This is a genomic window from Lysinibacillus sp. G01H, assembly GCF_028872195.1.
Lineage (GTDB): Bacteria > Bacillota > Bacilli > Bacillales_A > Planococcaceae > Lysinibacillus > Lysinibacillus capsici.
Genome location: NZ_CP118397.1, coordinates 2,508,155 through 2,533,525, shown reverse-complemented (window position 1 = coordinate 2,533,525; position 25,371 = coordinate 2,508,155). Strand labels below are relative to the sequence as shown.

The following is a 25,371-nucleotide window of genomic DNA, read 5'->3' as shown; positions in this document are numbered from 1 at the left end:
TAAGTATGCCATGCTGTGGCATTTCCATAAATAAAACTTCATTGTTGTGCTTGAACCTCCAATGACTTAATTGAAAGAAGATGATTTAAAATGGACAAGAATTTGAATTACGGGGAAGATTATAAATTTATCCCAGCAACTTCTGTTGGAAGCGGTGTAGGTATAGACATATTACCTGATTTATATCAATACACGATTCAAATTGTAAATATTGTACTTTATGGTGAACCCCAGATGAAAGATTTTGTGCTAATAGATGCGGGGATGCCCAAAAGTGCGGATGAGATCATTTCAGTTGTTGAAGAACGTTATGGTTCTAAGTCTCGACCGAAGGCAATTATACTGACTCACGGTCATTTTGATCATGTCGGAGGACTCATAGAATTAATAGAGCGGTGGGATGTTCCTGTTTATGCGCATATATTGGAAATACCCTTTTTATCTGGAAAACAAAATTATCCCGAGCCTGATCCAACGGTCAATAACGGCTTGGTTGCTAAAATGTCACCTATTTTTCCAAATGAAGCTATAAATTTAGGTGGTAACCTCAAAGTTTTACCTTCTGATGGTAGTGTTCCATTTATGTCAGGTTTCCAATGGATTCATACGCCAGGCCATTCACCAGGGCATATATCTTTATTCCGTGAGAAGGATAAGGTGCTTATTGCTGGCGATGCATTTGTTACGGTCAAACAAGAATCTCTTTATAAGGTGATTACACAGACAAAAGAAATCAGTGGTCCCCCTCAATATTTTACAACAGATTGGCTGGCTGCTCGAGCATCTATTGAAAAATTAGCCATACTAAAACCTTCCGTTGCCATCACAGGGCACGGATTACCAATGAAGGGCGAAGAACTGACAAGCAATCTAAAAAAACTTGTCGATGATTTTGATCAAATCGCACTACCCAAGCAGGGTAAATATTTAAATTAATTAAGGAAAAAACAAAGAAAAAGCCGCAGCGTCGTCACACGCTACAGCCATTGTCTTGCCAATTTAGTCAGATGATTCATTATATCATAAATTATCAAATTGCAACTGTAGAATGAACATATTTGCATGACAAGACACAATCAATGGCCAAGTAGTTAATAGGAGCCTGTTTTGATAGCTATTATCAAAACAGGCTCCTTCTATGTATTTGAATGCCACAGCTCATTTCACGGTAAAATTTCCTTTAAACCCAAAAAAGTGGTTGAACAAATTTTTTAATTGTGTATATAATGTTTATATAGTATATATACAATATAACGAATTGGTGGGGGGATTGTTTAAGTGGTAGGCACTGAAAAAGCGCATGAAAGTAATCTGTTAAAACGATGGATTATCACTATCTGTATATTTTTAATTGTTCAATTGATCTTTATTACGGTCGATGGCACTGCTCTGGAGCCGAACATGAACGATAGTAATAATTTAGTTGCCAGAATGGGAAGATGGATTTTGGATTCGAGGCTTTTCACCGAATGGATAACACCTTATTCCTTTCCTTTTTTTAATATGTTCATCACAATCCATGTTATTGCTATACTGATTGCAGATTTTTTCAACGATATTCTCAAAAAAATAAAGAAGAGGGATTGGCATGCAAATAATTATTTCGAACAGTTCAAAGGAGCCAATTTATGAACAAATTACGAATCAAATTAAATCACTTATTTTAGCAGGTGAACTACAGGAGGGCACAGCCATACCATCCATGCGTAACCTCGCAAAGGATTTACAAATTAGTGTAATAACAACAAAACGGGCTTATGAGGAATTGGAGAAGGCAGGCTTTATCTATTCCATTGTTGGCAAAGGATCGTTTGTAGCGGAGCAAAATTTGGAGGTTATACGGGAAAAGAAGCTGAAGGTTATTGAGGAACAGCTGAGTGCGGTCATTGCGAATAGCAGAGAAATAGGCCTGTCACTTGAGGAGCTAAAGGAATTATTGAAGATTTTATACGAGGAGTGAAAGGGATGGAAAATGTAGTCGAGTTAAAGAATGTAACAAAGAGGTTCAAAGGCTTTTCCGTAAATCATATAAATTTACAGGTAAAGCGAGGCTTTGTAACGGGTTTCATTGGAGCGAATGGAGCGGGTAAGTCCACAACGATAAAAACGATGATGAATCTATTAAGGCCAGATGCTGGAGAAGTTAAGCTTTTTGGATTGGACTACAAGACGCATGAGAAGGAGATTAAGCAGCGCATTGGGTTTGTATACGATGGCAATATATTTTTTGAAGGGTTGAACTTAAAAGATATAAAACGTATCGTTGCACCTGCTTACAAGCGATGGGACGATACATTATTTTATCAATACGTAGAACAATTCGAACTACCGCTTAACAAAGCAATCAAAACATTTTCAAAAGGGATGCAAATGAAGGCTTCATTGGCAATAGCCCTCTCACATCATGCAGAGCTAATCATTATGGATGAGCCAACAGCAGGATTAGATCCCATTTTTAGACGGGAGCTGTTAGATCTTTTACAGGAATTAATGGTTGATGGCAATCGCACCATTTTCTTTTCTACGCACATTACAACTGATTTAGATCGTATCGCAGATTACATAGCTTTTATACAGAAAGGGGAATTAGTATTTAATCAATCTATACATGATGTAGCTGAAAACTATGCCCTCGTTAAAGGCGAGTTGAATCTACTTGATAGAGACACTGAAAAAGCATTTGTTCATGTACATCGTGCATCTACAGGATTTGAAGCGTTAACGGATAATATCAAAGCAGCGAAAAATATTTTTGGAGACACAGTTATTATTGAACGTGCCTCTCTGGAAGATATCATGTATTACTTTAAAGGAGGCATCCATCATGCTTAACTTAATTAAACGCGATGTCATACTACAGAAAAGGCAGCTAGTACTTTTTATTCCTTTTATCTTAGTTTTTATTTTGGTGGGGACACCACCCGTTTTAATTTTTCTGGTCGCCAGTATTTTTATTCCCTTTAACACGTATGCATACGATGAAAAAGTTGAGACGAATATATTATTAAACTCCTTACCATACACACGTACAGAAATTATCGCATCCCGCTATCTTGGAGCGATTGCCTATATGATTTTATCCATAGGTGTTACAAGTCTAGCGCTTCTAGCTTTCAATAAACATTTTACGATATCTGACATTGCCATTGGTAGTGGCTTATTCTTACTATTTGCTGCGCTTACCTTCCCATTATTTCAGATATTTAAACAGGGTTATATTACAATTGTTATACTTATTAGCTTTATCCTCTTAACTTGGATTTCACGACCGATTGCATTGTATATGAATGAACACTTAACAACGATTATTGATTTTGTAGATAACACATCCGTTACGGTTATATATACAGGGTCGACACTTTTCATTATGCTAATCTATATTATTTCTTGGGGGATTACACATATTATTTACCAACGAAAAGCCTTCTGATTGTGTGCTTTTGTTTACTCCTAGAAGATTACTTGAAAGTGGTCAAATTTAAAATTGAATGCAAGATGAATTTAAATGTCTAAATGCAAAAATTAATGAAGTAAAAAAGGTTATAACTGATAATCATCCTTATGAAGAACCTATAATAAATATAATTCCTTTATTAAACTAAAAATTCATGCAGTTAAAAAATGTATAGAATACCACTAATATAAGAAAAAGAATGAAAGCCTCCTTAGTCCTACAAATCGACATATTTAGGCGTGTTTACTTAGTATTTCGTTAGTGATTTTATAGTAACATTTGGTATATATACTGTAGGAGGTTTGATATGCCTGATTTATTACTCATTCTTTTTTTATTTAACTTTTCTTTATTTCTTCTGCACGAAATGGATGCAATAAGACGCTCTGAGTGGCGATTGTTTATAATACTTAAAGATATGGAAGATTCAAAGGCTTATAAAGTATTCACTTTTATTCATCTGTTTCTTTACGTATTCATCCTTTCCTTACTTTTCAGTCAGTATCAAACCATCATTTTTTGGGTCCTTGATTTATTCTTCATTATTCATGCAATCCTGCATTTATTTTTTGAAAGGCATCCTCGAAATGAATTTAAAAATAGTTTTTCAAGATCTATTATTTATCCAATGGGGGTCCTTGCGGTAATACATTTAGCACTATTAATTAATATTTCGACTTAATTGTATTATAAACGAAGTTTTCAGCTAGTAATTTGCAGAAAATTATTCCAATTTGTTGGTTTTCTGCTTATTATAAAGATGGAGGTGATTATCAGATGTATAGTAATACGGCAAATATGTTGAAGCAAACGAACAATCTTATCAATGCATTGAAAAAGTTGAAACAAAATCTATCTTTTGTGAAATTGTATATTAATAACGATAGAATACTGGCTATCTATTTTTTAAGTAATGCGTATAGTGATTTTAATTTATTTAAAACAATTTATTTATCTGTAACACCTGGTGATCAAACGATTGATAAGTTTTTACAGGAGTATGAAAAATTCTTTGTAGAAGTGAATAAATACTTAGAGGTCTTTAATGATGATAGCGTTGTCGAGGATAGACTTCATAAGGAAGTTTTGTTTGCGATTAATGAATTAGAAAGATATTTGTTAAATCTGTTAGATGTGTATAGATAAAAAGTTAGACATTCCTTATTTCTGAGGGGTGTCTTTTATTTTAAAGAAACTTCTTAGATAAAGCCTCTCTGTTTATAGGGATAGTGTTAGAAAATGAATAAGGAATGGTAAGGGATGGGAGAATGATTAGAAAAATTGAAATGGGCTTGTTTGTAATTGGAGTAGTCATGGCCTTAATAGGTATGCCTTATTTATTGGGGTATTCAACGAATGCATGTTTAAAATATCCTCTCTATCTAGGGTTAATATTAATGGTTGCCACTATACCTGTAACCATATCCAAGAGAAAGTATAAGTAACAACAATGCCAAGGTACTCAAATTAATGTAGAGCTTAGGCATTTTTAGGTGATTTTTTTATCTAACGTACGTGTTTTTTCGAAATTTCAAATAAAAGAATGACCACAACCTAATAAAATGGTAAAGTATAGAAAAGTGAATGGAGAATTATGTAATGGAAAAATTGAAGAAGGTTGAATTAAAGCATTTTTCAAGTGAATATATGCAAGAACTGAACGCTTTTGTCCTTACTGAAGAGCAACAACAATTTTCTGCACTGCCGAGCAATTTTGAGGAAATTAATGAAGGACAGCATCGCATTGTAATTCTAAGTGAAAATACACCTGTTGGTTTCTTTCTCCTAAATTCTAATGAACGAGTTAAGAAATATTCTACGAATAGAAATGCGATGCTCTTATCTGCATTATCAATTAATCATACGGAACAAGGGAAGGGCTACGCAAAACAAGGAATGACATTACTAGTTGAGTTTGTTAAAGCAGAATTTCCTAATTGCGATGAAATTGTTTTAGTTGTAGACAAAGATAATATACCAGCACAGAAACTATATGTAAAAGTAGGGTTTGAAGATACGAATGAAAGGCTAATAGGACGTATCGGCGAAGAAATCATCATGAGGCAATTAATAAAATAAAGATGGACCACAATCGTTACCAGAGTTTATGCTACATTTCGTAGATGAACTCTGGTTTTATGTTCTGGGGGAAATGTCGCATCCATTCTTGAAAAAGAGTTTCATCGTTCAAGGTCAACAAAGGAAATTATTTAAAATAGCCTAATTAAAATTACACCAGCTATCATCACCATTAAACCAATTATTTGTAAAGGTTGAATTCGATTCTTTATCGAGTTAAACAATCCGAATTGCTGTACCAGTAGGCTACCAGTGATTTGACCGAATAAAGCAAGGACTACAGTTTGGCCATTTCCAATTTGATTGACAAGAAACACATTGATTAGAACATAAGATCCTCCTAAGATCCCGCCAATCCATATCCACCAAGGAGCAGATTGTTTAAAAGGCTCTTTAATATTTGTGTAAGAACGATCCTTTAAACCAACAATCATAATCAAGGTAATAGTACCAACAAAGAATGAAACAAGGGCAGCATGAGAAGAAGAGTGAAGAACTTTTCCTAATTGCCCATTAACAGCGATTTGGATAGCTAGTAACATTCCTGCTATAATCCCTACTATGCGCCAAATCCATAGATTCCGCACACTCTCCTTATTTGTTTGGGGAGAATACTGTTCATTTTTCTTGCTTCGTATAGCTGTTGCTAAAAGGACACCTAGTAAGACTAGTAATATGCCAAAGATTCGATTCCAACCAAAGGAATATTGTGTTGCATTAATCCAGCCATTATGATCGATTAACATACTCATGAGAGTCATGCCAAAGATCGGTAGGATAGCTGTTTGCACACTTCCCAATTTAGGAAACAAGAGAATGTTAGTAGTTATCGCAATAGCGCCACCAATTCCCCCCAACCATATATAGATAGGTTGGTTCAACAATAAATCTAAGGGAATCCCCAGTGATGAACCACTACTTACTAATGTAATAGTTAAGAAGATGACACCAACAGCGAAAGAGATCATTGAAGCTAAAAAAGGAGAAATCACATACTTTCTTAATTGAGCATTAATGGCTGTTTGCACAGCAAGAATAGCTCCAATACTTATAGCCAAAAGTACTGCAAACATAAAAATTCATCACAACCTTTGTTGAAGAAAATGTAAAGAAAAAGAAATGTAAAACAACGCATGATTGATTATATCAAAGTACGTGTTGAATTTTATAAAGTTAAGCATTGAACGCTTAGTAGGAAATAGATTTTATTAATGATGTCGAACGTCACCAGTTTAAGCACATTAAAGTTGACGAAGAAATGATGTTTCATGTATAGAAGCGGTTAAGAAATAGAGCTTTATGTTAATAAAGTATAGTGTAATCTCTTCATATTCTGTATATTGGTGTATGAGGAGGAGATTTAATGGCAAGAAAATGGATACTACCATTATTTTTATTACTAGGTGTTTTGATCTCTGGTTGTAGTGAGGGCCAGGAAAAAGGTAGCAAAGATGGTGGAGATGTAGAAGTAACTATTCCAGCTATATTTTTTGAGGGTCAGGACATTGATTCTGTTATTTCAAAGGCAAAAAGCAGTGGGATGAAGGAAGTCAGTAAGAATGAGGATGGTTCTTTAACTTATAAAATGTCTGAAACAGAACATAAAGAAATGATGAAAGGTTTAAAAGAAGGCATTCTAGCAAGTGTAGATGAGCTTAAAGCAAGTGAAGAGTTCAAATCTATTAAAGATGTAACCTATGACAAGTCTTTTTCAGAATTCACTTTATCTGTAAACAAAGAAGAATTTGATAATAGTCTTGACACAATGGCCTCATTAGGACTAGCTTTAACAGGTATGTACTATCAATTATTTAATGGTGTGGATGAAAAGGATTATAAAGTCAAAGTAATTTTTAAAGATGAATCAAATGGAGATGTAATTAACACGATAGTTTATCCAGATGATTTAAACAAGAAAAATTAATCGGAAGAGCACCTAACATAGGTGTTCTTTTTAAATGCTTTGAGTGCAATCGAGTTGTGCAGTAGTAGTTGTTCCTGATTCTTGATGGCTTTTTATTTTTGCAAAGGTTTTGTGTTCAAAGTAGAATGTCAGCAGCAAATTCTTAATGCACACATGAATAGGCATAAGAAAATGATAGAATTTGTTTTGAAAAACGACTGACGATAGCATAGTTGTAAGTAGAGATAGACCTAAATGATTCCACAAAGCCCAGATACTCATTAATTTTGAGCCTGGAATTTATACTTATTTAACTTGTAGTCCCTTTTATTATTCTCAAGATCTGCTGAAGGAGCTATCTAAAGAAATTTTTAATAGCATCCATACGAGTTTTACTAGAACATTCTTCGCAACGAAAAATCTTATCGGTTCTTTCCTTTAACTGTCTGAATCTCAGTGACCCCTCGTATACTTTGAATTTATTTCTACAACTAGAACAAATTACCTCATAGTAATGCATAGCTATCCTCCTCAAGTTTTCTGACATATTATTTTTTAGTTGATTTAACGAATATTGTAATTAGTTCTCTCGTATATTCCTCAACATTTAACTGGGGATTTCTCATTAATTCAATAGTGAAACCGTCAATGGAATTTCTTATCGCTAACGCCATTACTCTTGAACCCAATTTGGTGAATTCTCGGAAAACACCCGCGTGCATTCCTAGTGTAAGTATGTTTTCTATGGGAAGAAAAATAGCATCATCATGGTCCGCCGCAAATCGAAGTTTGCCATCAGCAGTTCTTTCATTAGAAACAATTTCAATGACAGTGAAAACATGTTGCCGATTTTCATCTATGAATCTAAGATTTGATTCAATATAAACGCTAAGCATATCTAAAGGAGATTTTTGATTTTCTATTAGAGGAGCAGTATAAGCTTGACATACCATATAGTAATCATAAATTACTTGCTCTAATAATTCCCCCTTGCTTGCAAAGTGATAGGAGATAACCCCCTTACTGATTTGTGCACGCTTTGCAATTTGACCTAAAGAAGCTTGAGCGTAACCCACCTCTGCAATGGTTTCAATAGCACATTCCACAATTTGAGTTCTACGAGCTTTTTCAATAAATGACTTTTCTTTTTGATTAGTTGTTTTATTTTTTTACTCATGCATTTATTTTAGCACGGTTGTACTAATCAATCGATTAAAAAAACATTTAGGGAGATTCCTAAATGGAGGCTTTTCTTTTACTTCGAATTTAAACCAAAGCTTGTTCAAGGCTGTTGACATGGAGTCGGCTCCATCTTTTAAGATGAATGAAATCAAAGAATGGAGTGATGGAGATGATAATTTTTACGATTATACTAATTGGGTTGTACGCAGTTTTAATAGGAGTAGCAGGGATAAAAAAATGGAAAGAAGTTGGATTTGAAGTACGAACATTCATATTTGTTATCGTATCGATAAGTATTCTCTTAATACTATGTATACCAAACAAAGGTTGGTTATTTATATTACTGATAATTGCATTTATCTTGTTACATATACTAGCAGTTACAGAAGGGAGGTTAACACATGGACGAATTACTTTCAGCCATCATATCATTCGTTTCATTTTCCATTGTATAATTGCCCTAATGGTTTATAAATTTATATTATAGAAGGGGATCATAATGAAAATTGGTGAATTTGCAATATGTACTGGTCTTAGTAAAGATACGATACGTTATTATGAAAAAATGAAATTATTGCATCCAGAAATTAAAAATAAGCACCGTAATTATAACAAGAAAGACATTGATACAGTGGAAGCAATCCTTAAACTTAAACAAACGGGATTTACTCTTCAAGAAATCAAAATGCTTTTTGATTGGTCGGGAAATATTGATCAAAATAAAAAACTGACAAAAGAAGAAATACAAAACCTGCTTGAAATAAAAGTTATATTCCAAGAAAAGTATGAGCAGATGATACAAAGAGAACATCAGATTATACAAATTAAACAAGTATTATTAAATACAGATAATAAAATAAAACAAATTTTAGAGAAAAATAAAGAAGAAAATTGTTGGTTTTAATGATGTGTTTAGAAAATAAAGGAATAGAATATACCAATAATTAAAGCTGTTTGACGTTCGAATTGAACGTTTGAAACGAACGTCTGAAGATGAGAAACAATATTTTAAGCTGCTTCTATTTAGTTATTTCTAAAAGTGTTGTTCCTTCAACTTATCGAGAAGGTTAGTACAAGAAGGAATAGTAGAATATCACGTTGAAATAGAAAAAATATAGAGTTCCACAAGTAGAAATAAATTATTAAGGAGGATGTATTTGTGACTAGCCATGACTACAAATCACCAATAAAAAACAGAATTGGAGGTGTATTTGTTCCAGTTCGTAACCTAGAGAAAGCAAAAGAATGGTACAGAAAAATACTAGGTTTGGAAGGGGGAGAAGAATATTTTGGACATTTATTCGTGGTACCTATGAAAGGTACAGCTGGATTAATTTTAGATTCCATGCCAAAGTGGAGAAAAGAAGATGGTGATATTTCCACTTACCAAGTTCCGTCAATTCAGCTTTTGACCGATGATATTGAAGCTTCTTATCAATTTATGAAAGAGAATAATGTTGAACTTGTTACAGAGATTCAGGATAATTTTTATTTTGTGTTCAAAGATTTAGATGGCAATTTACTAATGATTTGTAAAGAAGCTTCTTAAAAAGATGTGAACATTGCCTTTGGGACTTACTAAATAAATCAAACCTTATTGAGTTGATCTACAGTCTGCTAAAACTACTGGAGGTATTAATAAAACAGAAAGATTACTGGAAAGAAAGTGGTGCTTCAATAGCAACTGAATATGCATTGTACAAACTGAGGTACAAAAGTGCGCGTACCGCAGTTAAATACATTTAGATACGCTTCGTTAGACAGGTATAGAAACCCCTTGATATCAAAGGGGTGGGGAGGTTCGGTGTAAACCGTACCTCAATTTGTACCCCACTTTTAATAGTTTTAGAGAGATTGATCAAAATGAAAGAATTGACGCATTACTTGCAACGGACCAGTCTGTGGAATTGCAGATTTATAAAAATTAGAAGATAGTCTATAACAATGAAAGCAAAACAACAAAAATATCCGAGATTTTATGATATTTTGTTCAGAAGTTGTACAGGTTGAAGTGTTAATCTACAGAAGCAATACTCCGACGACAAAAAGCCCAGGTACTCAATTTTATGAGCCTGGATTTTTTTGTATTTAATATTTTATCATTAAAAAATTAACGAGTTATATATATATCTTAGTTTTATAGTATTTAAAAGAAAGAATTTAATCACTATCAAATAACAAAGTTTTTTTATTTTCATAAATTTTCCCTTGCTTAAGAACAAACGTTTGCTCTATTATAAATACAAACGAATGTTCTGAAAAAGGAGAGGTCAAAATGGCGAAAATATATAATTTTCCAACTAAAACATTTCGAGATATAACAAAAGAAAGAGTCGATGTTGTAACTATTGCTTCTGGTTTTATGGGTGGCGTTGTAAAGGTATATGAATGTGAAGGGACAGTCATTATTCATAGTGAAAATAAGAAATCTAGCCATGCTAGTATTTCAAATGATCTTGGTCAGGTTAAAGAATGGGAGATTAGATATACAATAGAACATATTTTAAAAAGAGGCATTACAGAGGTGAATATAAAAGTTAGTAATACAGGAGTTGTTCATATTCGTAATAAAGAAATTAATTTACTTTCTCAGTAAAGTCAGGTCACTTATAAAAATATGAGTACTGGTTATATCGTTAATAGTCTTTTTTAAACGTAGATGGCAACTATCACTTCGACTTTTAGAGGCTTTTTAAATTGTTCCTGCTAACTCTGATAGCAAGTAATTATCAAATTGCTTGGAATGATCATGTACAAGAAATAACAGGTCAATTGGAGTTAAATATCTAAGAGATATTGTTCTGTAAAGTTATTTAACTTTTAGAGGTTTTACAAAGAATGAAATGAACATAACAGAAACCCCTATAGCAATGAGTAGTATTGCAATAGATTTATTTGAAATAAATGAATTGTATTCTAGGGCACCTGTTAATCTCGCTGATCCGATTGAAAGTGATACGATGCCTAAAACAAATATGATATGTCCAATTTTAGAATGTGTTTTCATTTTATAACAACTCCTGATATTTAGGTAATAACTTACGAAATAATAACATGATTAGGTAATATTTGAAAATGTGGTTTGGTTTGATTATTGCACAATATGAGTATTTGATGTTGATGGAGGAAGTACAAAATTGCGAAAGTCAATATGGGCTGTCAGTAAATTGATATGAATTGATAATAAAGGAGTATGTTTTATGAAACCATTTATGTTACGTCATAAGCTGGGGTGGCTACCTAGCAAATTAGAGTATCGCAGAACCTATACCATAGGTTTTAAAGTTGAAACATACGATAGTTATACTTTCAAGCTAACTAAGAATAGTAAGTATGTAAGATTAGTAAATAACAATAAAGAAATGGTTGTTAGGAAAAGAGAATTAAAGAGATATTTCAAGGATGGTTGTTTACAGTTTCTAACTACACAATATGAGGAAGGTGCTTGAAAGATAGTAAACTATTAACCTTTTTCTTTTTTTGGTTTAACAAAGTAAGAAATGAACATTACAAAAACGCCAATAGGTATGTATAGTAGTGCAACAGATTGATTTGGAATAACTGAATCATATTCAAGGAAACCAGATAATCTTCCCACTCCAGTTATCATCAAAGTAATACCGAAAATAAATATGATATATCTATTTGTAGAATGTATTTTCAACGCATAACAACCCCCGAGGCTTCCTAATAATTTATATAAGGATAACATAAAGTGGTAAATATTGCATTATTCAGATTGATTCAATTATACATTATGAATATGCAAAAAAAAACACGTTCACTTGTACGTGTAGGAGACAACTAATCATTAAGAGTTTCAAATCAAAATGACAATAATATTAGGATAATGCTCATGTGCGCCAAGTATTGCTTTCGTTTTGGCTGAAATTATAGGGAAATTTGCAGGGTTATTACATTTTAATCACCAACCATTTGCTGTCCTTTCGAATACAAATCAGTTGATAGAAAAAGAATAAATAATTCATTTCCAAGTGATCATACCATATTATTTTTTTCATTCTGTATGTCCCTTTGGTTATTGAAAAAAGGAAAATGGATTCTATGGATTTTGCTTGCTATATTAGTCGGAATTTCACGTATTTGGATAGGAGTTCATTATCCTTTAGAGGTAATTGTAGGTGCTCTTATTGGTATTATTTCTGCAATAATCATTCATTTTACACTTTCGAAATTAACACTAAGGGAGAGGAACTACAGGCTGTTAGAAAAGTTAGAGTAAGAACCACGCTAGAAGCGGCTAATGTTAACCATAAGCAAGGTGCAAAAAATAGAAGAAATGGTGCAGAATGTGCCTGAAATAGTGGATGAATCTGTCAAAGAACAAAAATATGAACTGCTGAGTTTGTTTTGAAATTAACATATACAAATTTAGTTTTTTATAGCTCTGTAGTGAATTGAAAGTATTATTCATAAGTACAGTTAATAAATAAAAAAACCGACATTTAGTCGGTAATGTTTCTTTATCTATATTGGTTAATAAAGAATAAAAACCAAACTGCATGATTTTGTTCATCTGAAGCATTTGAACTAAATTGATTACTAATATAAGGAATATTATATTCTCTAGCAACACGGTGATAAAATTCAACTGCTTCTTGTTCATCTTTAAATGCAGTTAGGATACCACTCTTAAAATTCTGTGGTAATGTTTCGTTTATCTGTGGAGATGGTTGTTGACCAGTTAGGTAAGTATAGGTATAAACAAAACCTTGGAAATGTCTCATTTCATCTTTTCGTATTTCTAGTATACGATTTTTAACTTCTTCATTTGGAGCAAGTTGTGCTAAATGCTTATAAAATCGAATAGCATTATATTCGCCATTAATGGCTTTATTAAGGTCGAGAATTAATCTATTGTTTAAAGTTTGTTGTACATTGTATTGCAAATGTTTACCCTCCTTTTTACTTATTATTTTCAATGTCATTTTTAAAAGTATTTAGGAAAAATTAGGTTATTTCATTAATTTTTTTACTTGTTTTAGTTCGTTTATTAAATAATCTATTTGCTTCTGAAGATCTTCTACTTCTTTAGATTGGTCACTATTTTTGGCTTGAGGATTCTCGTTATTTGATTTTTCTAGAGCATTTAATGCTAAACCAGCTGCAACAGCAGAAAGACCATCGCCCAGAGTTGCAATTGAGGCCCCAATATAGGCAAGTCTTGCTATCTGAATTTCTGTAGTCACAGAAGGTTGTTGTGGATTATTTTTATTCATTTTAATTAATATCCCCTTTACTTTCATAGTGATGAATTACCTCAAACGTATTCTATGTATTTCAGTATAGAAAGGTGACGACAAAAATTGACTGTAGGGTTTTACTCAAAGCCTCGATCAGAGAGAAATTGAAAGGGGAAATGAATAATACGAAAAGCCTTATAACTGAGTATAAGGCTTCCTAGATTTTAATTGATAAAATCTGTTTATAAAATTAAAGAATCGGTGTTAATTCTGAGTTCACAAATCGTTGGGCATCGATGATTACACCTGATGCTGTTCGACCGTAAACGCTGTATAATCCACCTGTTTGATTAGGAACAATCTCAACTTCATATTGAGCAGATCCACCTACACTTGGCGTTACAAAAGTAGAAGCGTTGGCATTAGCAGCAAAAGGTGTTGTTGATAATAATTGTCTCGTGCCGTTTAGTCTGAAAACCCTTACTACTCCTGTTAATAAACCTCCAGTGAGATTAAGAACTTTGATACGAACGCTAGATGCATTAGCTGGTAGATTTCCTGTATTTTCAATTGGCCCAGTAGTTAAAGGCATGTAATTTTCACCTCCATTTAACGAAAGATTAATAATCTGCAGATTACCTTTTCATAATATGCATTACGCTTCTACATTCATTAGACTTATTAATCAAGTTTCTTTAAAAATAAAAGCAAAGTGTGAATTGTTTAGTAGAAAGTGTAATAGAAGTGAATCTGTAAACAAAGGTGAATCCATATACAAAGACAAAATACCGTAGTAGTAACACCTAATATTGTGTAAGCGATATTGAAAATTTTAAAGATTAAACGAAAATAGAACGATTATACATTTTTAGAAGATTTATTTGGTAAAATTATGTATCGTTTAGAAAACAAATTTTGAGGTGTCAAATGGATTTAAAATTAATGGAGCAGTATAGTTGAATAACGATATGGGTTTTTGTGGTAAAAAAGTAGACGGTAGGTGCATCTTAATCTTTACAGGAAAGAATAGCCAAACCAGAAGCAATAATCTTTGAGAAAGCAGCCTTAAACTAAGAGGCCCGATGTAGTTAAATTTATGAAATGTTACAAATGTGCCAAATGGAGGGGAGGTAGGACAGGTAAATCCTTCTTCACTTGGTATTTATAAAAGCCTAAATGCAAACAATATGTGCGGGTTGTGAGAAAAATCAATGTTTCTTTAGATTCTAAGCCCCATGTATATCAGAAAATGCAATCATAACTGGATTAGTTTTAAATGTACGTGATAATACACTAACAGCTGCAGATACAGTAACGGCTGAAGAAAGTTATTAGTAGAAGCTGTGGTTTTACTGACCCCATTTCAACAGGTGTTATTGCTTCAGTAACAGGGCCAAATACTGCCGCAAACCCCAATTGCTGTGGTTCAACAACAGCTAACTATGCTATAAATAAATGTGATTTATTATCTGTCAGAATTGTAACAGGTGATGGGGCTCTTCCATTTGGAGCAGCAGTGACAGTTATGTATGTACTTCCTTCATTAATTTACAAAGCCATAACCAATAGGTGTGGCTTTTTTATTATGCAATTAACTATGAAAATGGTAATTTGTTAAATAAGTTAAACACCTTTATAATGGTGTTAATTAAATAGGATTTAAGAGGTGTTTTTATTCCATTTCCTAAGATGTTAATTAATATCTCATGTATTAAAAATATACATGGTAAAGATGACTTTATAGAGAGAAAGGAAGAGTCGTTAAATGATTAAAGACACAAACAATCAGGATGATATATTGTATACTGAAAAGATTTTAGAAAAATATATGGAGAATTTAGAATTAATTCAACAGTCATTAAAACAGCTTGAACTAGACACTTCTAGATTGCAAAGTCAGGGATTTGTTGAAATAGAAAAGTTGGCTAATGAGTTAAGTATGTTGCAGAAACTTTCAACAAGTATAGAATTTAAAGCTAAGCTTATTACATGTAATAAACATGATTCCATAGAGTCATTACCGGATGAATAAAATACAAAAGTTTATTTATACTTTATGTGTAACAGAGTTTTTTGATAAATAAATATAGCTTTCAGATCACGTTCATTCGAGCGTGGTTTTTTATTTTCATTGAATTAAGCAACTAGCATAATGGGGTGATTACAAAACAAAAAAATGAGATATGGCTAGAGCAAGGGATCCAAGACGTGACCAAGCGTATAATATTTACAAAGCACATAACGGTGATATAAAGCAAAAGGATATAGCTGAGCAACTAGGTGTATCTGATGGAACTATACGTGGGTGGAAAAACAAAGATAGCTGGTATGATCGTCTTGAAGCGGAATCGCAAGCAACTGTACAGTTTGATATTGTCCCAAGTGACGGTCTCAACGATAAACAGTTGCTTTTTTGTATGTATTACGTTAGATACTTCAATGCTACAAAAGCTTATCAAAAAGCATATCAATGCGACTAGATAACAGCTAATCGAAATGCTCATCGTTTGATGGTAATTGAAGGTATAAAAGAAGAAATCATGCGGTTAAAACAGCAATTAGCTGACAGTGTGATGTTAGATGCTCGTGATGTGTTGCAAAGGTACATTAATATAGCATTCGCTGATATTACGGATTATTCAGATTTTGGCAAGGTTGAGGAAATTTTAAAAGATGAAACCGGCAAGCCGCTTCTACCGTGATTATGTTGAATATGTAAATCTTAGCCATTAGTCAGGCTCATGTAGAGCAATGGATTCAAAGTTTCGGTGATGTGAAGAAAAATTCAGAATTTCTCCCTGCCTTTAAGCAAAAAAATAATATAAAGAACTTTTTGAAAAGTTTATACTTTCGAGTTAAATTTTACAAAGTGGATGCCGTTCTCTGCTCGACTATCGAGCAAACATTATATAAAGTAGAAAAAGTTTACTATTCTTAATTAAAAAAATGAGGGGAAAGCACCCCAAGTTGAAGAGATTATAGCCAGTTATGCTTATAAAGAAAGTCACTCATTCGAAAAACAGTGAGTGACTATTTTTGCATTATTTTCAAGTGAGTACATATTCTCTATCACCGTTGCCTGAGTTAAGTGCTGCAGGCATGGAATTCGGAAAAAAATTAGAGAGTGATGAACTGTACTTTGGTGATTTTATGGATGGTCGATATGCATGGGAGCTGAAAACAATGAAAGTTTTACTTGAGCCAGTGCCAGCTAAAGGACAATTGAGCTTGTGGAATTGGGATGATGGGAGCAAGTGAAAGAAATTGTTCAGTAAAAAAGTAACCAAAAAGAATAAATCTCTTAGGTTACTAGAAACGTAAATAATATGTTTCAACTTAATTTTTTAATACTAAGTTATTTGGAGAAGTTTTTATAAACTTATTAAATAAAAAACGTACAATTGGTCCCATAATAATAATTTGCAAAGGTAATGCTACAATAAAATTCCTACAAAACACAGAAAGGAATTCTTTAATAATCGAATTGGAATAAAATCCATTGTGAAAATAACTTGTTATCAAACCATAAATAGACATAAAAAAAGCCATTCCAATAACCATGCATGTAGATATTGTTAGAATCTTAAATAGAACATTTGATGTATTTGCTGTTAATTTGAAAGCTATTTTTTTAGCTATAGGTCCCACTAGGTACAAGTCAAGAATGATAGCAACAATAAAACCTATTAAAAAATTAGTAATTCCACCTAAGAAAGAAATTTGTCCAAATGTATCATTAAGGTAGAAGTTATAAAGGGTCATAAAAAGTACCATTCCAAAACACATTATTAAACCAAAATATAGACTTTCTTTTCTAGTAGTTGGCATACGTCAACACTCCTTTCGTTACTTGAGTAAGTATATAAATTTTATAAATACTTAGTAAGTGACAATTCTGTGAAGGTTTTTGTGGGAATTATAAATATATATTACTGCACAATATGAGGGTTAAATGAAAATAGAGCGATTATAATATCGCTCTAAAAAACTCATAAAATCCCATGTTCATTGGGATAGCCCAAATAAAGAATCCAAGAAGGGCAATTGGGCCAAGCAAAAAGTTGTAAACCTTCTTTGGCAAAATACTGCCCAATAGGATTTTATAAATTACGGCACATCCTATCATTACAACTGGCAGCAAGATCATTGGTGGTATAAAAAACCACAGACTTCCGCCACTCGATATATCTGTAAATATGTCCATTGATGATTACCTCGTTATGTATTTTTTGTAAATTGTAACACAAAAAAGCTACAGTGTCGTAACTGGTAAAGCAAACTAAAAAGGATGTAAGGAAATACGAAAAAAGGAAATAGACATAATCGTCTATTTCCTTTTTCATAGCTTTTAATTTTGCTTTATGTTTGGCTTTTGGAATCGAGTGATACTGCTCGTATCGGCACATTCTACATGAGCAATGAATTTTTCCTTTGCTTAATGTACCACGTACAGGCATGAACTCACTTTCACGTAACATTACATCTTTTAAAATTGACCATTTCTTTCGGATAATTCGCTCTCTCTGATGGCGAATATAGGCTTTAGAACGGTTTTTCATTAATATCAGCTCCCTTGAGAAACCCAAGCTTGCAGGGAGGTCAAGGGAAGAAACAGCACTCCCTACAAGCTTGGTTTGTAGCTGATATATTGAATTAATTGGTTCATATCATCATTCCTTTTTTTTGAAAAAGCCGCAGCGTCATCCCACGCTACAGCTCGAATTGGTTTATGCCCATTGATGGCTTGTTCGTTAAGTTATTATACCATACCTACCAGTGTGGGAATAGTAGGGCTAAACTATGTTAACAGGGCGAATTAAAGTTACAAAAGAGGATTTACTTCAGTGGATTGAGAATTATCGGTGGATGGTTGAAACGATTGAGGAAGCAAGGCAGCCTGTAGCGAAAGCTAATAACAATAGCTACATTGGGGCTAAGACGGCTATGTATGGCATCGATGCAACATTACCAAAGGCTAGTGGTGGGACAAGTGATCCAGTGTATACTGAAGTGCAACGCCGTGTTTATTCACTAAATTATCGAATTAAGGCATATGAGCAAAAGATTGCAGAGTTGCAAAAACGTATTTCGTTAGTACATGGAGATAGAGAAATTGAGGTACTTTATAGATTGCTTGATGGCGATAGCATGCGAGCGATTGGTAAGCACATGAATTTATCCAGCACGACGATATTTAGGGTCAGAAACAATATTTTAATTCAGATGATGAAGTAGCCTAAAGGTTGCTTCTTTTTTTTTAGTTATGAAAAGGATTGAATTCAAGTGTACTAAAATTTGATGTAAAAGATATTTGACATGCAATCGTTTAATTGGGTATTATTAGGATGTAAAAGATATTTTACACCTTAATAATATGAAGGTGGTTATATTATGAAAAATAATATTAAAGAACTAAGAGAAAAATGTAGCATTTCACAAGGGAAGTTGGCAGATCTGTGTAACGTAACTAGACAAACAATTAATGCTATTGAGAATAACAAATACGATCCAAGTTTAAAGCTCGCTTTTGATATTGCAAGAGTTTTAGGTGCCACTATGGAGGAATTATTTATACCACAGGAGAATGGGGAGAAAAAGAATGGATAAATCAAAAAAGATAATAGGACTTATTGTTTTTGTAGTTTTTTGTGGATTTGTAAGCTACACATTATACAGATGGATGCGATTCGGAACAATAGATGGGGGTTCTATAATTTTTAGTTTCATTGCCTTGTCTTATCTTTTCAACTGGATTAATTGGGGTAACCATAATGGTGTTAAAGATAAAGATGAATTAGATAGACATATTGAAACTCAGAGTGCAAAGCTTGGGTATTATGTTTTAATGATTATGGCATGTCTAATTTTGTTTATTTCAGAGGGTGTATCCAATTTAAATGACATGAAAAATTACCCTTTACTCATAGTTGTTGGGCTTACATTCGTTACATCTCCAGTAATTGAATTTGTATATTCAAGAAAATATAAATAAACGATAAGATTAAATACTTTGAATCTAATAAACCAAAAGTAAGTACAAAGGAACAAATGTAAAACATGTAGCATGTTTTGTAAGAGGAAAAATATGATGTAAACTGGGAGGCAGGATGGTGCGGTAAGGTTTTCCTCTCTTGGTATTTATAAAAACCTAAATATTAGGGAAAGACAGACCGACGACCGACCTGCGCTGAACAAACTTGTTCGGAGTATGACATACATGGCCGGCCCAGATTTTTAAGGGATTAGGTATCTTAATTAATATAAAAGGCTAAATATTTACAATCATTTCCATGACTTCTCTTTTTGTTATATGATATTTAAAGAGGAGTGGAATATTATGCTTAACATTTTACAAATTGTTTTTGCTATCATAACTGTCTCTCTTTCAGCTTACCTACTTATAACACGGGATTACGATCTGACTTTTTTAATGGTATTCTTCTCAGGTTTATTCATGTTAACTAAAGGAATTGAAGCATTTCAGAGCGAGAGAAAAGTTTATGGTTGGTTATTAATCGGGCTATTTTTATTTGCGGTTTATTTATCAATGTATCAATTCACAGCTTTACTATGACCAACATTAAGGAGTGGTTTATATGTGAACTTCGTCCACTTTCCATAATTTCACTCAAACTTACTACATCAACAAAGTGCACGGAAATGCACTAAACACAATTCGTTACTTCACTAAGTATTTACTCCTGTCTAAACAGGAACTATAAAAGCATTGTAAAGGCTGTAAAAAGCTTTATGATGCTTTTTTCTTTTGCTTTGAAAAGTGAGCATCGAGCAGAGCTTCTTCCTTTTTATTGGATGGAACATTCTTATGCAAAACTAAATGGAAATTATTAAGAAAACTATTAGTAATTTGGTATAATTAGTTATTCATAAATGAAGGGAAGAGAATTATGTTTGATGTATTAGAACCAATTCTAACTACAAGTGGACTTGCTAGTATGTTTAAGTTGAAAGAAAGATATGACAAAACAAATGAATCAACACCGTGGGTAAAGTATAGTGTAAAGCCAAATTTCTATAAAATTAGAGCTTTTGAATTATGGGATAATGAACCAAAAAGATTTTTTAGAATTTATCATGCACCTGATATGAATGAATACTTAAAAAATACGTTAATGTCATTACCTGAAGTTGTTAAAAAAGGAACGTATTATATTGATTTTCAAGCAGCTGATTACTTACAAATAGCAACTAATATTGCTGAAATATTGGCTTCAGAAGAAATAATACAAGAAAGTAAAGCAACTAGTAGACTTGCACATACATCCAGGTTTGAAGGACTGGAATTACCTGATGTTGATGTATCTCAAGAAGAGGTGCTAGGACAAACATTTTCCTGGAGAGAGATTATTGCAATTTGGGAAGATAATTCAGAGCAGAATAATTTGAAAAAAGTTTTAAGTCAAAACGGAATTTATATTCAACGCTCAGAAGATGGCAAAAGTCGATATATTGGTAGTGCTTATGGTACAGGTGGGATTATAGGTAGGTGGATGACTCATTTAGGGTTTTTAGGTGATGCACATCATTTGAATTTATATATTTTAGAAAACGGCTATAATTCAATTACTTTTTCCGTCATTGAGTTTATGGAAGGGACGAATTCAGAAATAATCCAGAAGGAGTCTATGTGGAAAAAAACGTTTGGAACAATCAATAAAGGTCCCTACAATGGAATTCAGCTAAATAAAAATTAGAGTATTAATAAAGCACCCTCAGGGTGTTTTTCTTTTGCTTTGAAAACTACATTTAACAGCCGAAACGCTATGAATTGAGAGGACAGAGTTTGGTGTGGTTTTGAGAGCAGATAGTTATTACATATATTTCATCTGCTAGGTTATGATTGGGTGGGAGGTATTGAGGCGATGAAAGGATATACAAAGTGGATTAACATTATATTAGCACTGTTGTTGATATTTGTAATTTTAATACTAAGCATTTTAACGATATATATTGTTAAAAACTCATCATTCATAGAAAGTGAAACTGTCTTAGCTGGTTGTTTGGGTCTAGTGGGTGCAATAGTAGGAGGGGTAGTTACATATTTAGGAGTAAAAGAGACAATACAAGAAAACAGGAGAGAGGATAATGAAAATAAGTTACCTAAAAAGATTATTAGAGCCAATAACCTTATTGGGCAGTTAATATAGTACATTATCATTTGTTGAGTTCAATTTAAGACTAATAGAAGGAAAGTTATTAAAATTCCCTAGTTTAAGCAAATTGGATATAAGTGAAATTATTGAAACGCATCATAAAGTGTGTGACAAAATTAATGAATTAATAGGAAAAGTTTTAAATCAATCAGAGCTAGATATTAGTTACGAAAATTATGAAATTATTATAAATTTTTCAAATGAGTTTGAGAAAATTAAAAAGAACACCCTTAAGACTGTCTCGAATTATGAATATAATTTTAAGATGGGAGAAGGAGAGGAAGATGAAGATAATACAAAAGCAAAAATAAAAGAGAACATTGAACAATACATAGTGCAAATTAAAGAACTTATAACGAAAGTAGAAAAAGAAAGGGAATCAGATATTGTTGAATATAAGACAGCAATAAAAGCAAAGAAGTAAAACATCCTTCGGGGTGTTTTTTATTTTGCCCTGAAAAGTGAGTATCGAGCAGTTTCATCCCCTTTGACTGCTAGAGAACGGTACTTACTTTTGAGAGCAAAAAGTTATTACGTATATTTCATTTTCAGGTTTATTATTAGGTAGGAGGTGATTTTGATGAAACGAGATTTGAATTTAGTGAGAGAATTATTACTACTTATTGAGAGTAACGATGATAAAAAAGAGTTAGTTATCCCTGAAAACTGGGACAGAGAAGTGGTTGCGTACCATTTAGAAATATTAGATCAAGCTGGATATGTGAAAAATAGCACTCGATGGGCTGATAACAAACCTTTTTGGTTAATGGCATCAATGACTTGGGATGGACATGAATTTTTAGACTCAGTTAAAAATAACGGAATTTGGAATAAAACTAAAGAAGGTATATTGAACAAAGGGTTAGAACTTGGTTCAGTTCCTTTAGATGTTGTTAAGGAATACGCCTCTTTACAAATTAAAAGTTTATTTGGAATAAGCTGAGCATCCTTTATGGATGCTTTTTAATTTTTCCGAAGCATTTAGCATAATGGGGTGATGCCATTGGATATCGTAGTTACGATTCCTAAGAGCGAATATGTAAATGATGATAAAGAAACTGCTATGTATGAACAAGGTGGATATGAACAGTTCTGGCAACTATCCAGACAGCCTAAAAAGCTAAACATTGGTGATAGAGTGTATTTCATAAAAAACGGATGTATTGAGTCATCGATGAAAGTAATACGAATCAAAACTAAGGCAACTGCTGTATGCGAGGTAACTAATCGCACATGGAATGGTTGTCTTATTTTTATGGATGATTTAAGACAGGAACAGTTAGAACAAGTAAGAGGCTTCCAAGGCTTCAGGTATAGGTGGTGGTGATTATGCGATGGCTAGAGCGAGAGATCCAAATCGAGATAAAGTATTTGAAATTTATAAGGAACATAACGGTGATATTACAAATCGAGCAATAGCAGAAATGTTAGGAGTTCCAGAAAAAACAATCGGCTCTTGGAAATCAAAATCTAAAGACAATTGGAACGAAAAATTAAATGGAGTACTCCAAACAGACGAACGGAGTACTCCAATAAAAACTGTTAAGAGAGAAAGAGGCGCTCCTATTGGTAATGCTAATGCAAAAGGTAATAGAGGCAATAAAAATGCATCAGCTCCAAAACAAAACTCAAATGCCCTGACACATGGCTTCTTTCAAAAGTTCTTGCCAGAAGAAACACTCGAAATCATGGAGGCAATGAACGAACGTTCTCCAGCCGATTTAATTTGGGATCAAATACAGATTCAGTATGCTGCAATCATAAGGGCTCAACGAATTATGCACGTTGAATCGAAAGACGAAATCATAAAGGAGCTCAAAAAAAGCAAAATACGAATACTATCCGCGTTCTAAAGAAGATGGCGGAGGCGTAGAAAAGGCTGTAACAGAGGAAGAATATGAATTCCAATTCGCATGGGAACGACAGGCGCAACTACTCACTGCTCAATCGAGAGCAATCGGGGAGTTGCGTTCTTCTATTCGTCAGTTTGTTGAGATGGCAGACCAAGATGATGAGCGCAGACTTAAACTTGAACAGATGCAATTGAATATTAACAAAACGAAAGCTGAAATCAGTAAACTCGAAAACCCTGATAGTAATAAGCAAGAATCAGAAATTGCGAAAATGTTACGTCGCATGGCTGGTGAAGAGTAATGGCTGAATTAACAAAAAAACAACAGACCGTTATGGATTCTTATGTAAAAGAAAAACCTAAAATCATAGTCGCAAGTGGCGCAAAGCGAGCAGGGAAAACATTCGTGTTTATCTTGGTTTTTTTAATGCACATTGCAAAGTATGAAGGACAAGGGCTATCGTTTATTATCGGTGGTGCTACACAAGCGAGTATAAGACGAAACGTACTAGATGATATGGAAATGATATTGGGCAAAGAATTGAAGCTCAATAAGGCCAATGCTGTTACGATTTTCGGTAATAAGGTATACGTGTTTGATGGGGCGAAAGCAGATTCATGGAAAAAGGCACGTGGATTTACAGCAGCAGGGGCTTTCGTCAATGAAGGAACTGCATTACATGACACATTTGTAAAAGAAGTTATTTCACGTTGTTCTTACCCAGGAGCTAGAGTATTAATTGATACAAACCCAGAGAATCCAGCGCACAGTATCAAGAAAGACTACATTGACAAAGATGGTCAAACTTTAGAAAGTGGTCGTTTGAACATTCGCGTATTCAATTTTTCTTTATTTGATAACGATAAATTAGATGAGGAATACATCGAATCAATTGTAGCAAGTACACCTTCTGGTATGTTTACTGAACGCGATATTTACGGCCGTTGGGTAGCTGCAGAAGGTATTGTATATAAAGATTTTAAAGAGGAAGTACATTTTGTTTCTTTGGAGGAATTCGCCAAAAAGAATATCGTAAAATATTTTGCTGGCGTTGACTGGGGATATGAGCACTTCGGATCTATTGTTGTACTGGCAGAAGACGACCAAGGCGATGTGTATTTGTGTGAAGAGCATGCTCATCAATATTATGAGATTGATGATTGGGTAAAGATAGCGAAAGATATTAAAGTGTGTTATGGCAATATCAATTTTTATTGTGATGTGATACAGCTCGACCAGAACATATTGCACGTTTCAAACGCGAAAAAATACGAGGATTCAATGCAAAGAAAGCAGTTGTTGCAGGGATTGAAGAAGTAGCTAGACGTTTCAAACTGGAAAGGTTGTTTGTTGTTCGTGATAAAGTGAAACGTTTTGAAGATGAAATTTTTCAATACGTGTAGAATTCGAGCACAGGAGAACCAGTTAAATTGTGGGATGACGTACTGGATGCTCTACGCTATGCGATTTATACGCATTATTACAAAGAAATCATCACAGGAAAGAACCGATAAGGAGGTGG

34 protein-coding genes and 3 pseudogenes are annotated in these 25,371 nt (G+C 33.3%); 28 read left to right on the top strand and 9 right to left on the bottom strand.

Annotated elements, in window-relative coordinates:
• The first annotated feature begins 90 nt into the window (after positions 1 to 90).
• From PSR12_RS12955 to PSR12_RS12920, 8 genes are all read left to right on the top strand, one after another.
• Positions 91 to 936, top strand: coding sequence for an MBL fold metallo-hydrolase (locus PSR12_RS12955; protein WP_274769228.1), 846 nt, complete (start codon positions 91 to 93; stop codon positions 934 to 936).
• A 342-nt stretch (positions 937 to 1,278) separates the two neighbouring features.
• Positions 1,279 to 1,632, top strand: a complete 354-nt coding sequence (locus PSR12_RS12950) for a YfzA family protein (protein WP_274769227.1) — start codon at positions 1,279 to 1,281, stop codon at positions 1,630 to 1,632.
• Positions 1,589 to 1,960 (top strand): GntR family transcriptional regulator, encoded by a 372-nt coding sequence (locus PSR12_RS12945; protein WP_036076388.1) that lies wholly within the window; start codon positions 1,589 to 1,591, stop codon positions 1,958 to 1,960. Before PSR12_RS12950 ends, PSR12_RS12945 begins: the two co-directional genes overlap by 44 nt.
• Before the next feature lie 5 nt (positions 1,961 to 1,965).
• Complete coding sequence (locus PSR12_RS12940) at positions 1,966 to 2,832, top strand: ABC transporter ATP-binding protein (protein ID WP_004225204.1); 867 nt, start codon at positions 1,966 to 1,968, stop codon at positions 2,830 to 2,832.
• The gene (locus PSR12_RS12935; RefSeq protein ID WP_274769223.1) at positions 2,825 to 3,430 is read left to right on the top strand and encodes an ABC-2 transporter permease; all 606 of its coding nucleotides are present in this window, start codon (positions 2,825 to 2,827) and stop codon (positions 3,428 to 3,430) included. Before PSR12_RS12940 ends, PSR12_RS12935 begins: the two co-directional genes overlap by 8 nt.
• Before the next feature lie 331 nt (positions 3,431 to 3,761).
• A complete protein-coding gene (locus PSR12_RS12930) occupies positions 3,762 to 4,136 on the top strand; it encodes a DUF6713 family protein (protein ID WP_274769221.1) in 375 nt (124 codons plus the stop codon).
• Positions 4,137 to 4,231: 95 nt separating this feature from the next.
• Entirely contained in the window at positions 4,232 to 4,600 is a 369-nt protein-coding gene (locus tag PSR12_RS12925) for a hypothetical protein (RefSeq protein WP_237898097.1), read from the top strand.
• Between the two features lie 453 nt (positions 4,601 to 5,053).
• On the top strand, positions 5,054 to 5,533 hold the full coding sequence (locus PSR12_RS12920) for a GNAT family N-acetyltransferase (protein WP_257522325.1): 480 nt from the start codon (positions 5,054 to 5,056) through the stop codon (positions 5,531 to 5,533).
• 131 nt (positions 5,534 to 5,664) lie between these two features.
• Here the strand turns inward: PSR12_RS12920 and PSR12_RS12915 are convergent, their stop codons facing one another.
• Positions 5,665 to 6,606: a DMT family transporter gene (locus PSR12_RS12915; protein WP_274769220.1), complete on the bottom strand. Its 942-nt coding sequence runs from the start codon at positions 6,604 to 6,606 to the stop codon at positions 5,665 to 5,667.
• A gap of 290 nt (positions 6,607 to 6,896) precedes the next feature.
• Here PSR12_RS12915 and PSR12_RS12910 point away from each other — a divergent pair, with 290 nt between their 5' ends.
• Positions 6,897 to 7,457, top strand: coding sequence for a hypothetical protein (locus PSR12_RS12910; protein WP_257522324.1), 561 nt, complete (start codon positions 6,897 to 6,899; stop codon positions 7,455 to 7,457).
• Positions 7,458 to 7,791: 334 nt separating this feature from the next.
• Here the strand turns inward: PSR12_RS12910 and PSR12_RS12905 are convergent, their stop codons facing one another.
• Together PSR12_RS12905 and PSR12_RS12900 are read right to left on the bottom strand one after the other, a co-directional pair.
• Positions 7,792 to 7,956 carry a DUF2197 domain-containing protein gene (locus tag PSR12_RS12905; protein ID WP_274769218.1) on the bottom strand — a complete coding sequence of 55 codons (165 nt, stop codon included), beginning with the start codon at positions 7,954 to 7,956 and terminating at the stop codon, positions 7,792 to 7,794.
• Positions 7,957 to 7,984: 28 nt separating this feature from the next.
• Positions 7,985 to 8,545: a TetR/AcrR family transcriptional regulator gene (locus PSR12_RS12900; RefSeq protein ID WP_274773484.1), complete on the bottom strand. Its 561-nt coding sequence runs from the start codon at positions 8,543 to 8,545 to the stop codon at positions 7,985 to 7,987.
• Between the two features lie 572 nt (positions 8,546 to 9,117).
• Between PSR12_RS12900 and PSR12_RS12895 the strand changes: the two genes are divergently transcribed.
• The 3 genes from PSR12_RS12895 (at position 9,118) to PSR12_RS12885 (ending at position 11,214) form a co-directional block, all read left to right on the top strand.
• Positions 9,118 to 9,522: a helix-turn-helix domain-containing protein gene (locus tag PSR12_RS12895; RefSeq protein WP_221682922.1), complete on the top strand. Its 405-nt coding sequence runs from the start codon at positions 9,118 to 9,120 to the stop codon at positions 9,520 to 9,522.
• A 255-nt stretch (positions 9,523 to 9,777) separates the two neighbouring features.
• On the top strand, positions 9,778 to 10,167 hold the full coding sequence (locus PSR12_RS12890; protein ID WP_009370423.1) for a VOC family protein: 390 nt from the start codon (positions 9,778 to 9,780) through the stop codon (positions 10,165 to 10,167).
• Positions 10,168 to 10,893: 726 nt separating this feature from the next.
• Positions 10,894 to 11,214 (top strand): DUF1827 family protein, encoded by a 321-nt coding sequence (locus PSR12_RS12885; protein ID WP_221682921.1) that lies wholly within the window; start codon positions 10,894 to 10,896, stop codon positions 11,212 to 11,214.
• A 213-nt stretch (positions 11,215 to 11,427) separates the two neighbouring features.
• Here PSR12_RS12885 and PSR12_RS12880 read toward each other — a convergent pair whose 3' ends face one another.
• Positions 11,428 to 11,625: a hypothetical protein gene (locus PSR12_RS12880; protein WP_274769217.1), complete on the bottom strand. Its 198-nt coding sequence runs from the start codon at positions 11,623 to 11,625 to the stop codon at positions 11,428 to 11,430.
• 193 nt (positions 11,626 to 11,818) lie between these two features.
• Here PSR12_RS12880 and PSR12_RS12875 point away from each other — a divergent pair, with 193 nt between their 5' ends.
• Positions 11,819 to 12,067 carry a hypothetical protein gene (locus tag PSR12_RS12875; protein WP_004225224.1) on the top strand — a complete coding sequence of 83 codons (249 nt, stop codon included), beginning with the start codon at positions 11,819 to 11,821 and terminating at the stop codon, positions 12,065 to 12,067.
• A gap of 485 nt (positions 12,068 to 12,552) precedes the next feature.
• Positions 12,553 to 12,861: a phosphatase PAP2 family protein gene (locus tag PSR12_RS12870; protein ID WP_342456131.1), complete on the top strand. Its 309-nt coding sequence runs from the start codon at positions 12,553 to 12,555 to the stop codon at positions 12,859 to 12,861.
• Between the two features lie 241 nt (positions 12,862 to 13,102).
• Here the strand turns inward: PSR12_RS12870 and PSR12_RS12865 are convergent, their stop codons facing one another.
• The 3 genes from PSR12_RS12865 to PSR12_RS12855 all read right to left on the bottom strand — a co-directional run bounded on the left by PSR12_RS12865 (position 13,103) and on the right by PSR12_RS12855 (position 14,414).
• Positions 13,103 to 13,528 (bottom strand): ferritin-like domain-containing protein, encoded by a 426-nt coding sequence (locus PSR12_RS12865; RefSeq protein ID WP_274769215.1) that lies wholly within the window; start codon positions 13,526 to 13,528, stop codon positions 13,103 to 13,105.
• Positions 13,529 to 13,594: 66 nt separating this feature from the next.
• The gene (locus PSR12_RS12860; RefSeq protein ID WP_255601712.1) at positions 13,595 to 13,858 is read right to left on the bottom strand and encodes a translation initiation factor 2; all 264 of its coding nucleotides are present in this window, start codon (positions 13,856 to 13,858) and stop codon (positions 13,595 to 13,597) included.
• Positions 13,859 to 14,072: 214 nt separating this feature from the next.
• Entirely contained in the window at positions 14,073 to 14,414 is a 342-nt protein-coding gene (locus tag PSR12_RS12855) for a hypothetical protein (protein ID WP_004225235.1), read from the bottom strand.
• A gap of 1,173 nt (positions 14,415 to 15,587) precedes the next feature.
• Between PSR12_RS12855 and PSR12_RS12850 the strand changes: the two genes are divergently transcribed.
• From PSR12_RS12850 to PSR12_RS12840, 3 genes and pseudogenes are all read left to right on the top strand, one after another.
• A complete protein-coding gene (locus PSR12_RS12850) occupies positions 15,588 to 15,854 on the top strand; it encodes a hypothetical protein (protein ID WP_274769214.1) in 267 nt (88 codons plus the stop codon).
• A gap of 151 nt (positions 15,855 to 16,005) precedes the next feature.
• A pseudogene (locus tag PSR12_RS12845) lies at positions 16,006 to 16,524 on the top strand (terminase small subunit).
• A gap of 334 nt (positions 16,525 to 16,858) precedes the next feature.
• On the top strand, positions 16,859 to 17,080 hold the full coding sequence (locus PSR12_RS12840; RefSeq protein WP_221682909.1) for a hypothetical protein: 222 nt from the start codon (positions 16,859 to 16,861) through the stop codon (positions 17,078 to 17,080).
• A gap of 78 nt (positions 17,081 to 17,158) precedes the next feature.
• On the opposite strand, the gene PSR12_RS12835 is transcribed toward PSR12_RS12840, so the two are convergent.
• The gene (locus PSR12_RS12835; protein ID WP_221682908.1) at positions 17,159 to 17,650 is read right to left on the bottom strand and encodes a DUF2798 domain-containing protein; all 492 of its coding nucleotides are present in this window, start codon (positions 17,648 to 17,650) and stop codon (positions 17,159 to 17,161) included.
• A 139-nt stretch (positions 17,651 to 17,789) separates the two neighbouring features.
• Entirely contained in the window at positions 17,790 to 18,026 is a 237-nt protein-coding gene (locus PSR12_RS12830; RefSeq protein ID WP_274769211.1) for a hypothetical protein, read from the bottom strand.
• A 596-nt stretch (positions 18,027 to 18,622) separates the two neighbouring features.
• On the opposite strand from PSR12_RS12830, the gene PSR12_RS12825 reads away from it, so the two are divergent.
• The 11 genes and pseudogenes from PSR12_RS12825 to PSR12_RS12770 all read left to right on the top strand — a co-directional run bounded on the left by PSR12_RS12825 (position 18,623) and on the right by PSR12_RS12770 (position 25,363).
• Positions 18,623 to 19,057, top strand: a complete 435-nt coding sequence (locus tag PSR12_RS12825) for a helix-turn-helix domain-containing protein (RefSeq protein WP_274769209.1) — start codon at positions 18,623 to 18,625, stop codon at positions 19,055 to 19,057.
• A 156-nt stretch (positions 19,058 to 19,213) separates the two neighbouring features.
• Positions 19,214 to 19,429, top strand: a complete 216-nt coding sequence (locus PSR12_RS12820; protein ID WP_112118261.1) for a helix-turn-helix transcriptional regulator — start codon at positions 19,214 to 19,216, stop codon at positions 19,427 to 19,429.
• Positions 19,422 to 19,814, top strand: coding sequence for a DUF2178 domain-containing protein (locus PSR12_RS12815; RefSeq protein WP_274769207.1), 393 nt, complete (start codon positions 19,422 to 19,424; stop codon positions 19,812 to 19,814). The genes PSR12_RS12820 and PSR12_RS12815 overlap by 8 nt, the downstream gene beginning before the upstream one ends.
• Before the next feature lie 345 nt (positions 19,815 to 20,159).
• Complete coding sequence (locus PSR12_RS12810; RefSeq protein ID WP_004230330.1) at positions 20,160 to 20,396, top strand: DUF3953 domain-containing protein; 237 nt, start codon at positions 20,160 to 20,162, stop codon at positions 20,394 to 20,396.
• A gap of 334 nt (positions 20,397 to 20,730) precedes the next feature.
• A complete protein-coding gene (locus PSR12_RS12805; protein WP_112118264.1) occupies positions 20,731 to 21,537 on the top strand; it encodes a GIY-YIG nuclease family protein in 807 nt (268 codons plus the stop codon).
• 168 nt (positions 21,538 to 21,705) lie between these two features.
• Positions 21,706 to 21,990 (top strand): hypothetical protein, encoded by a 285-nt coding sequence (locus PSR12_RS12800; protein WP_274769204.1) that lies wholly within the window; start codon positions 21,706 to 21,708, stop codon positions 21,988 to 21,990.
• A gap of 73 nt (positions 21,991 to 22,063) precedes the next feature.
• Positions 22,064 to 22,420, top strand: a complete 357-nt coding sequence (locus PSR12_RS12795; RefSeq protein WP_274769203.1) for a hypothetical protein — start codon at positions 22,064 to 22,066, stop codon at positions 22,418 to 22,420.
• 156 nt (positions 22,421 to 22,576) lie between these two features.
• The gene (locus PSR12_RS12790; protein ID WP_274769202.1) at positions 22,577 to 22,939 is read left to right on the top strand and encodes a DUF2513 domain-containing protein; all 363 of its coding nucleotides are present in this window, start codon (positions 22,577 to 22,579) and stop codon (positions 22,937 to 22,939) included.
• A 60-nt stretch (positions 22,940 to 22,999) separates the two neighbouring features.
• A complete protein-coding gene (locus PSR12_RS12785) occupies positions 23,000 to 23,323 on the top strand; it encodes a hypothetical protein (RefSeq protein ID WP_274769201.1) in 324 nt (107 codons plus the stop codon).
• 7 nt (positions 23,324 to 23,330) lie between these two features.
• Positions 23,331 to 24,150: pseudogene (gene terS, locus PSR12_RS23895) on the top strand (phage terminase small subunit).
• A pseudogene (locus tag PSR12_RS12770) lies at positions 24,150 to 25,363 on the top strand (PBSX family phage terminase large subunit). Before terS ends, PSR12_RS12770 begins: the two co-directional pseudogenes overlap by 1 nt.
• The last annotated feature ends 8 nt before the right edge of the window (positions 25,364 to 25,371 follow it).

Bases quoted from the DNA above. Each gene is read 5' to 3' on its own strand.
- PSR12_RS12830 (WP_274769211.1), bottom strand. From the start codon at position 18,026: ATGGACATATTTACAGATATATCGAGTGGCGGAAGTCTGTGGTTTTTT.
- PSR12_RS12880 (WP_274769217.1), bottom strand. From the start codon at position 11,625: ATGAAAACACATTCTAAAATTGGACATATCATATTTGTTTTAGGCATC.
- PSR12_RS12815 (WP_274769207.1), top strand. From the start codon at position 19,422: ATGGATAAATCAAAAAAGATAATAGGACTTATTGTTTTTGTAGTTTTT.
- PSR12_RS12940 (WP_004225204.1), top strand. From the start codon at position 1,966: ATGGAAAATGTAGTCGAGTTAAAGAATGTAACAAAGAGGTTCAAAGGC.
- PSR12_RS12810 (WP_004230330.1), top strand. From the start codon at position 20,160: ATGCTTAACATTTTACAAATTGTTTTTGCTATCATAACTGTCTCTCTT.
- PSR12_RS12895 (WP_221682922.1), top strand. From the start codon at position 9,118: ATGAAAATTGGTGAATTTGCAATATGTACTGGTCTTAGTAAAGATACG.
- PSR12_RS12850 (WP_274769214.1), top strand. From the start codon at position 15,588: ATGATTAAAGACACAAACAATCAGGATGATATATTGTATACTGAAAAG.
- PSR12_RS12855 (WP_004225235.1), bottom strand. From the start codon at position 14,414: ATGCCTTTAACTACTGGGCCAATTGAAAATACAGGAAATCTACCAGCT.
- PSR12_RS12920 (WP_257522325.1), top strand. From the start codon at position 5,054: ATGGAAAAATTGAAGAAGGTTGAATTAAAGCATTTTTCAAGTGAATAT.
- PSR12_RS12925 (WP_237898097.1), top strand. From the start codon at position 4,232: ATGTATAGTAATACGGCAAATATGTTGAAGCAAACGAACAATCTTATC.
- PSR12_RS12930 (WP_274769221.1), top strand. From the start codon at position 3,762: ATGCCTGATTTATTACTCATTCTTTTTTTATTTAACTTTTCTTTATTT.
- PSR12_RS12835 (WP_221682908.1), bottom strand. From the start codon at position 17,650: ATGCCAACTACTAGAAAAGAAAGTCTATATTTTGGTTTAATAATGTGT.
- PSR12_RS12800 (WP_274769204.1), top strand. From the start codon at position 21,706: ATGAAAGGATATACAAAGTGGATTAACATTATATTAGCACTGTTGTTG.
- PSR12_RS12910 (WP_257522324.1), top strand. From the start codon at position 6,897: ATGGCAAGAAAATGGATACTACCATTATTTTTATTACTAGGTGTTTTG.
- PSR12_RS12875 (WP_004225224.1), top strand. From the start codon at position 11,819: ATGAAACCATTTATGTTACGTCATAAGCTGGGGTGGCTACCTAGCAAA.
- PSR12_RS12860 (WP_255601712.1), bottom strand. From the start codon at position 13,858: ATGAATAAAAATAATCCACAACAACCTTCTGTGACTACAGAAATTCAG.
- PSR12_RS12905 (WP_274769218.1), bottom strand. From the start codon at position 7,956: ATGCATTACTATGAGGTAATTTGTTCTAGTTGTAGAAATAAATTCAAA.
- PSR12_RS12955 (WP_274769228.1), top strand. From the start codon at position 91: ATGGACAAGAATTTGAATTACGGGGAAGATTATAAATTTATCCCAGCA.
- PSR12_RS12790 (WP_274769202.1), top strand. From the start codon at position 22,577: ATGAAACGAGATTTGAATTTAGTGAGAGAATTATTACTACTTATTGAG.
- PSR12_RS12825 (WP_274769209.1), top strand. From the start codon at position 18,623: ATGTTAACAGGGCGAATTAAAGTTACAAAAGAGGATTTACTTCAGTGG.
- PSR12_RS12915 (WP_274769220.1), bottom strand. From the start codon at position 6,606: ATGTTTGCAGTACTTTTGGCTATAAGTATTGGAGCTATTCTTGCTGTG.
- PSR12_RS12885 (WP_221682921.1), top strand. From the start codon at position 10,894: ATGGCGAAAATATATAATTTTCCAACTAAAACATTTCGAGATATAACA.
- PSR12_RS12805 (WP_112118264.1), top strand. From the start codon at position 20,731: ATGTTTGATGTATTAGAACCAATTCTAACTACAAGTGGACTTGCTAGT.
- PSR12_RS12945 (WP_036076388.1), top strand. From the start codon at position 1,589: ATGCAAATAATTATTTCGAACAGTTCAAAGGAGCCAATTTATGAACAA.
- PSR12_RS12820 (WP_112118261.1), top strand. From the start codon at position 19,214: ATGAAAAATAATATTAAAGAACTAAGAGAAAAATGTAGCATTTCACAA.
- PSR12_RS12935 (WP_274769223.1), top strand. From the start codon at position 2,825: ATGCTTAACTTAATTAAACGCGATGTCATACTACAGAAAAGGCAGCTA.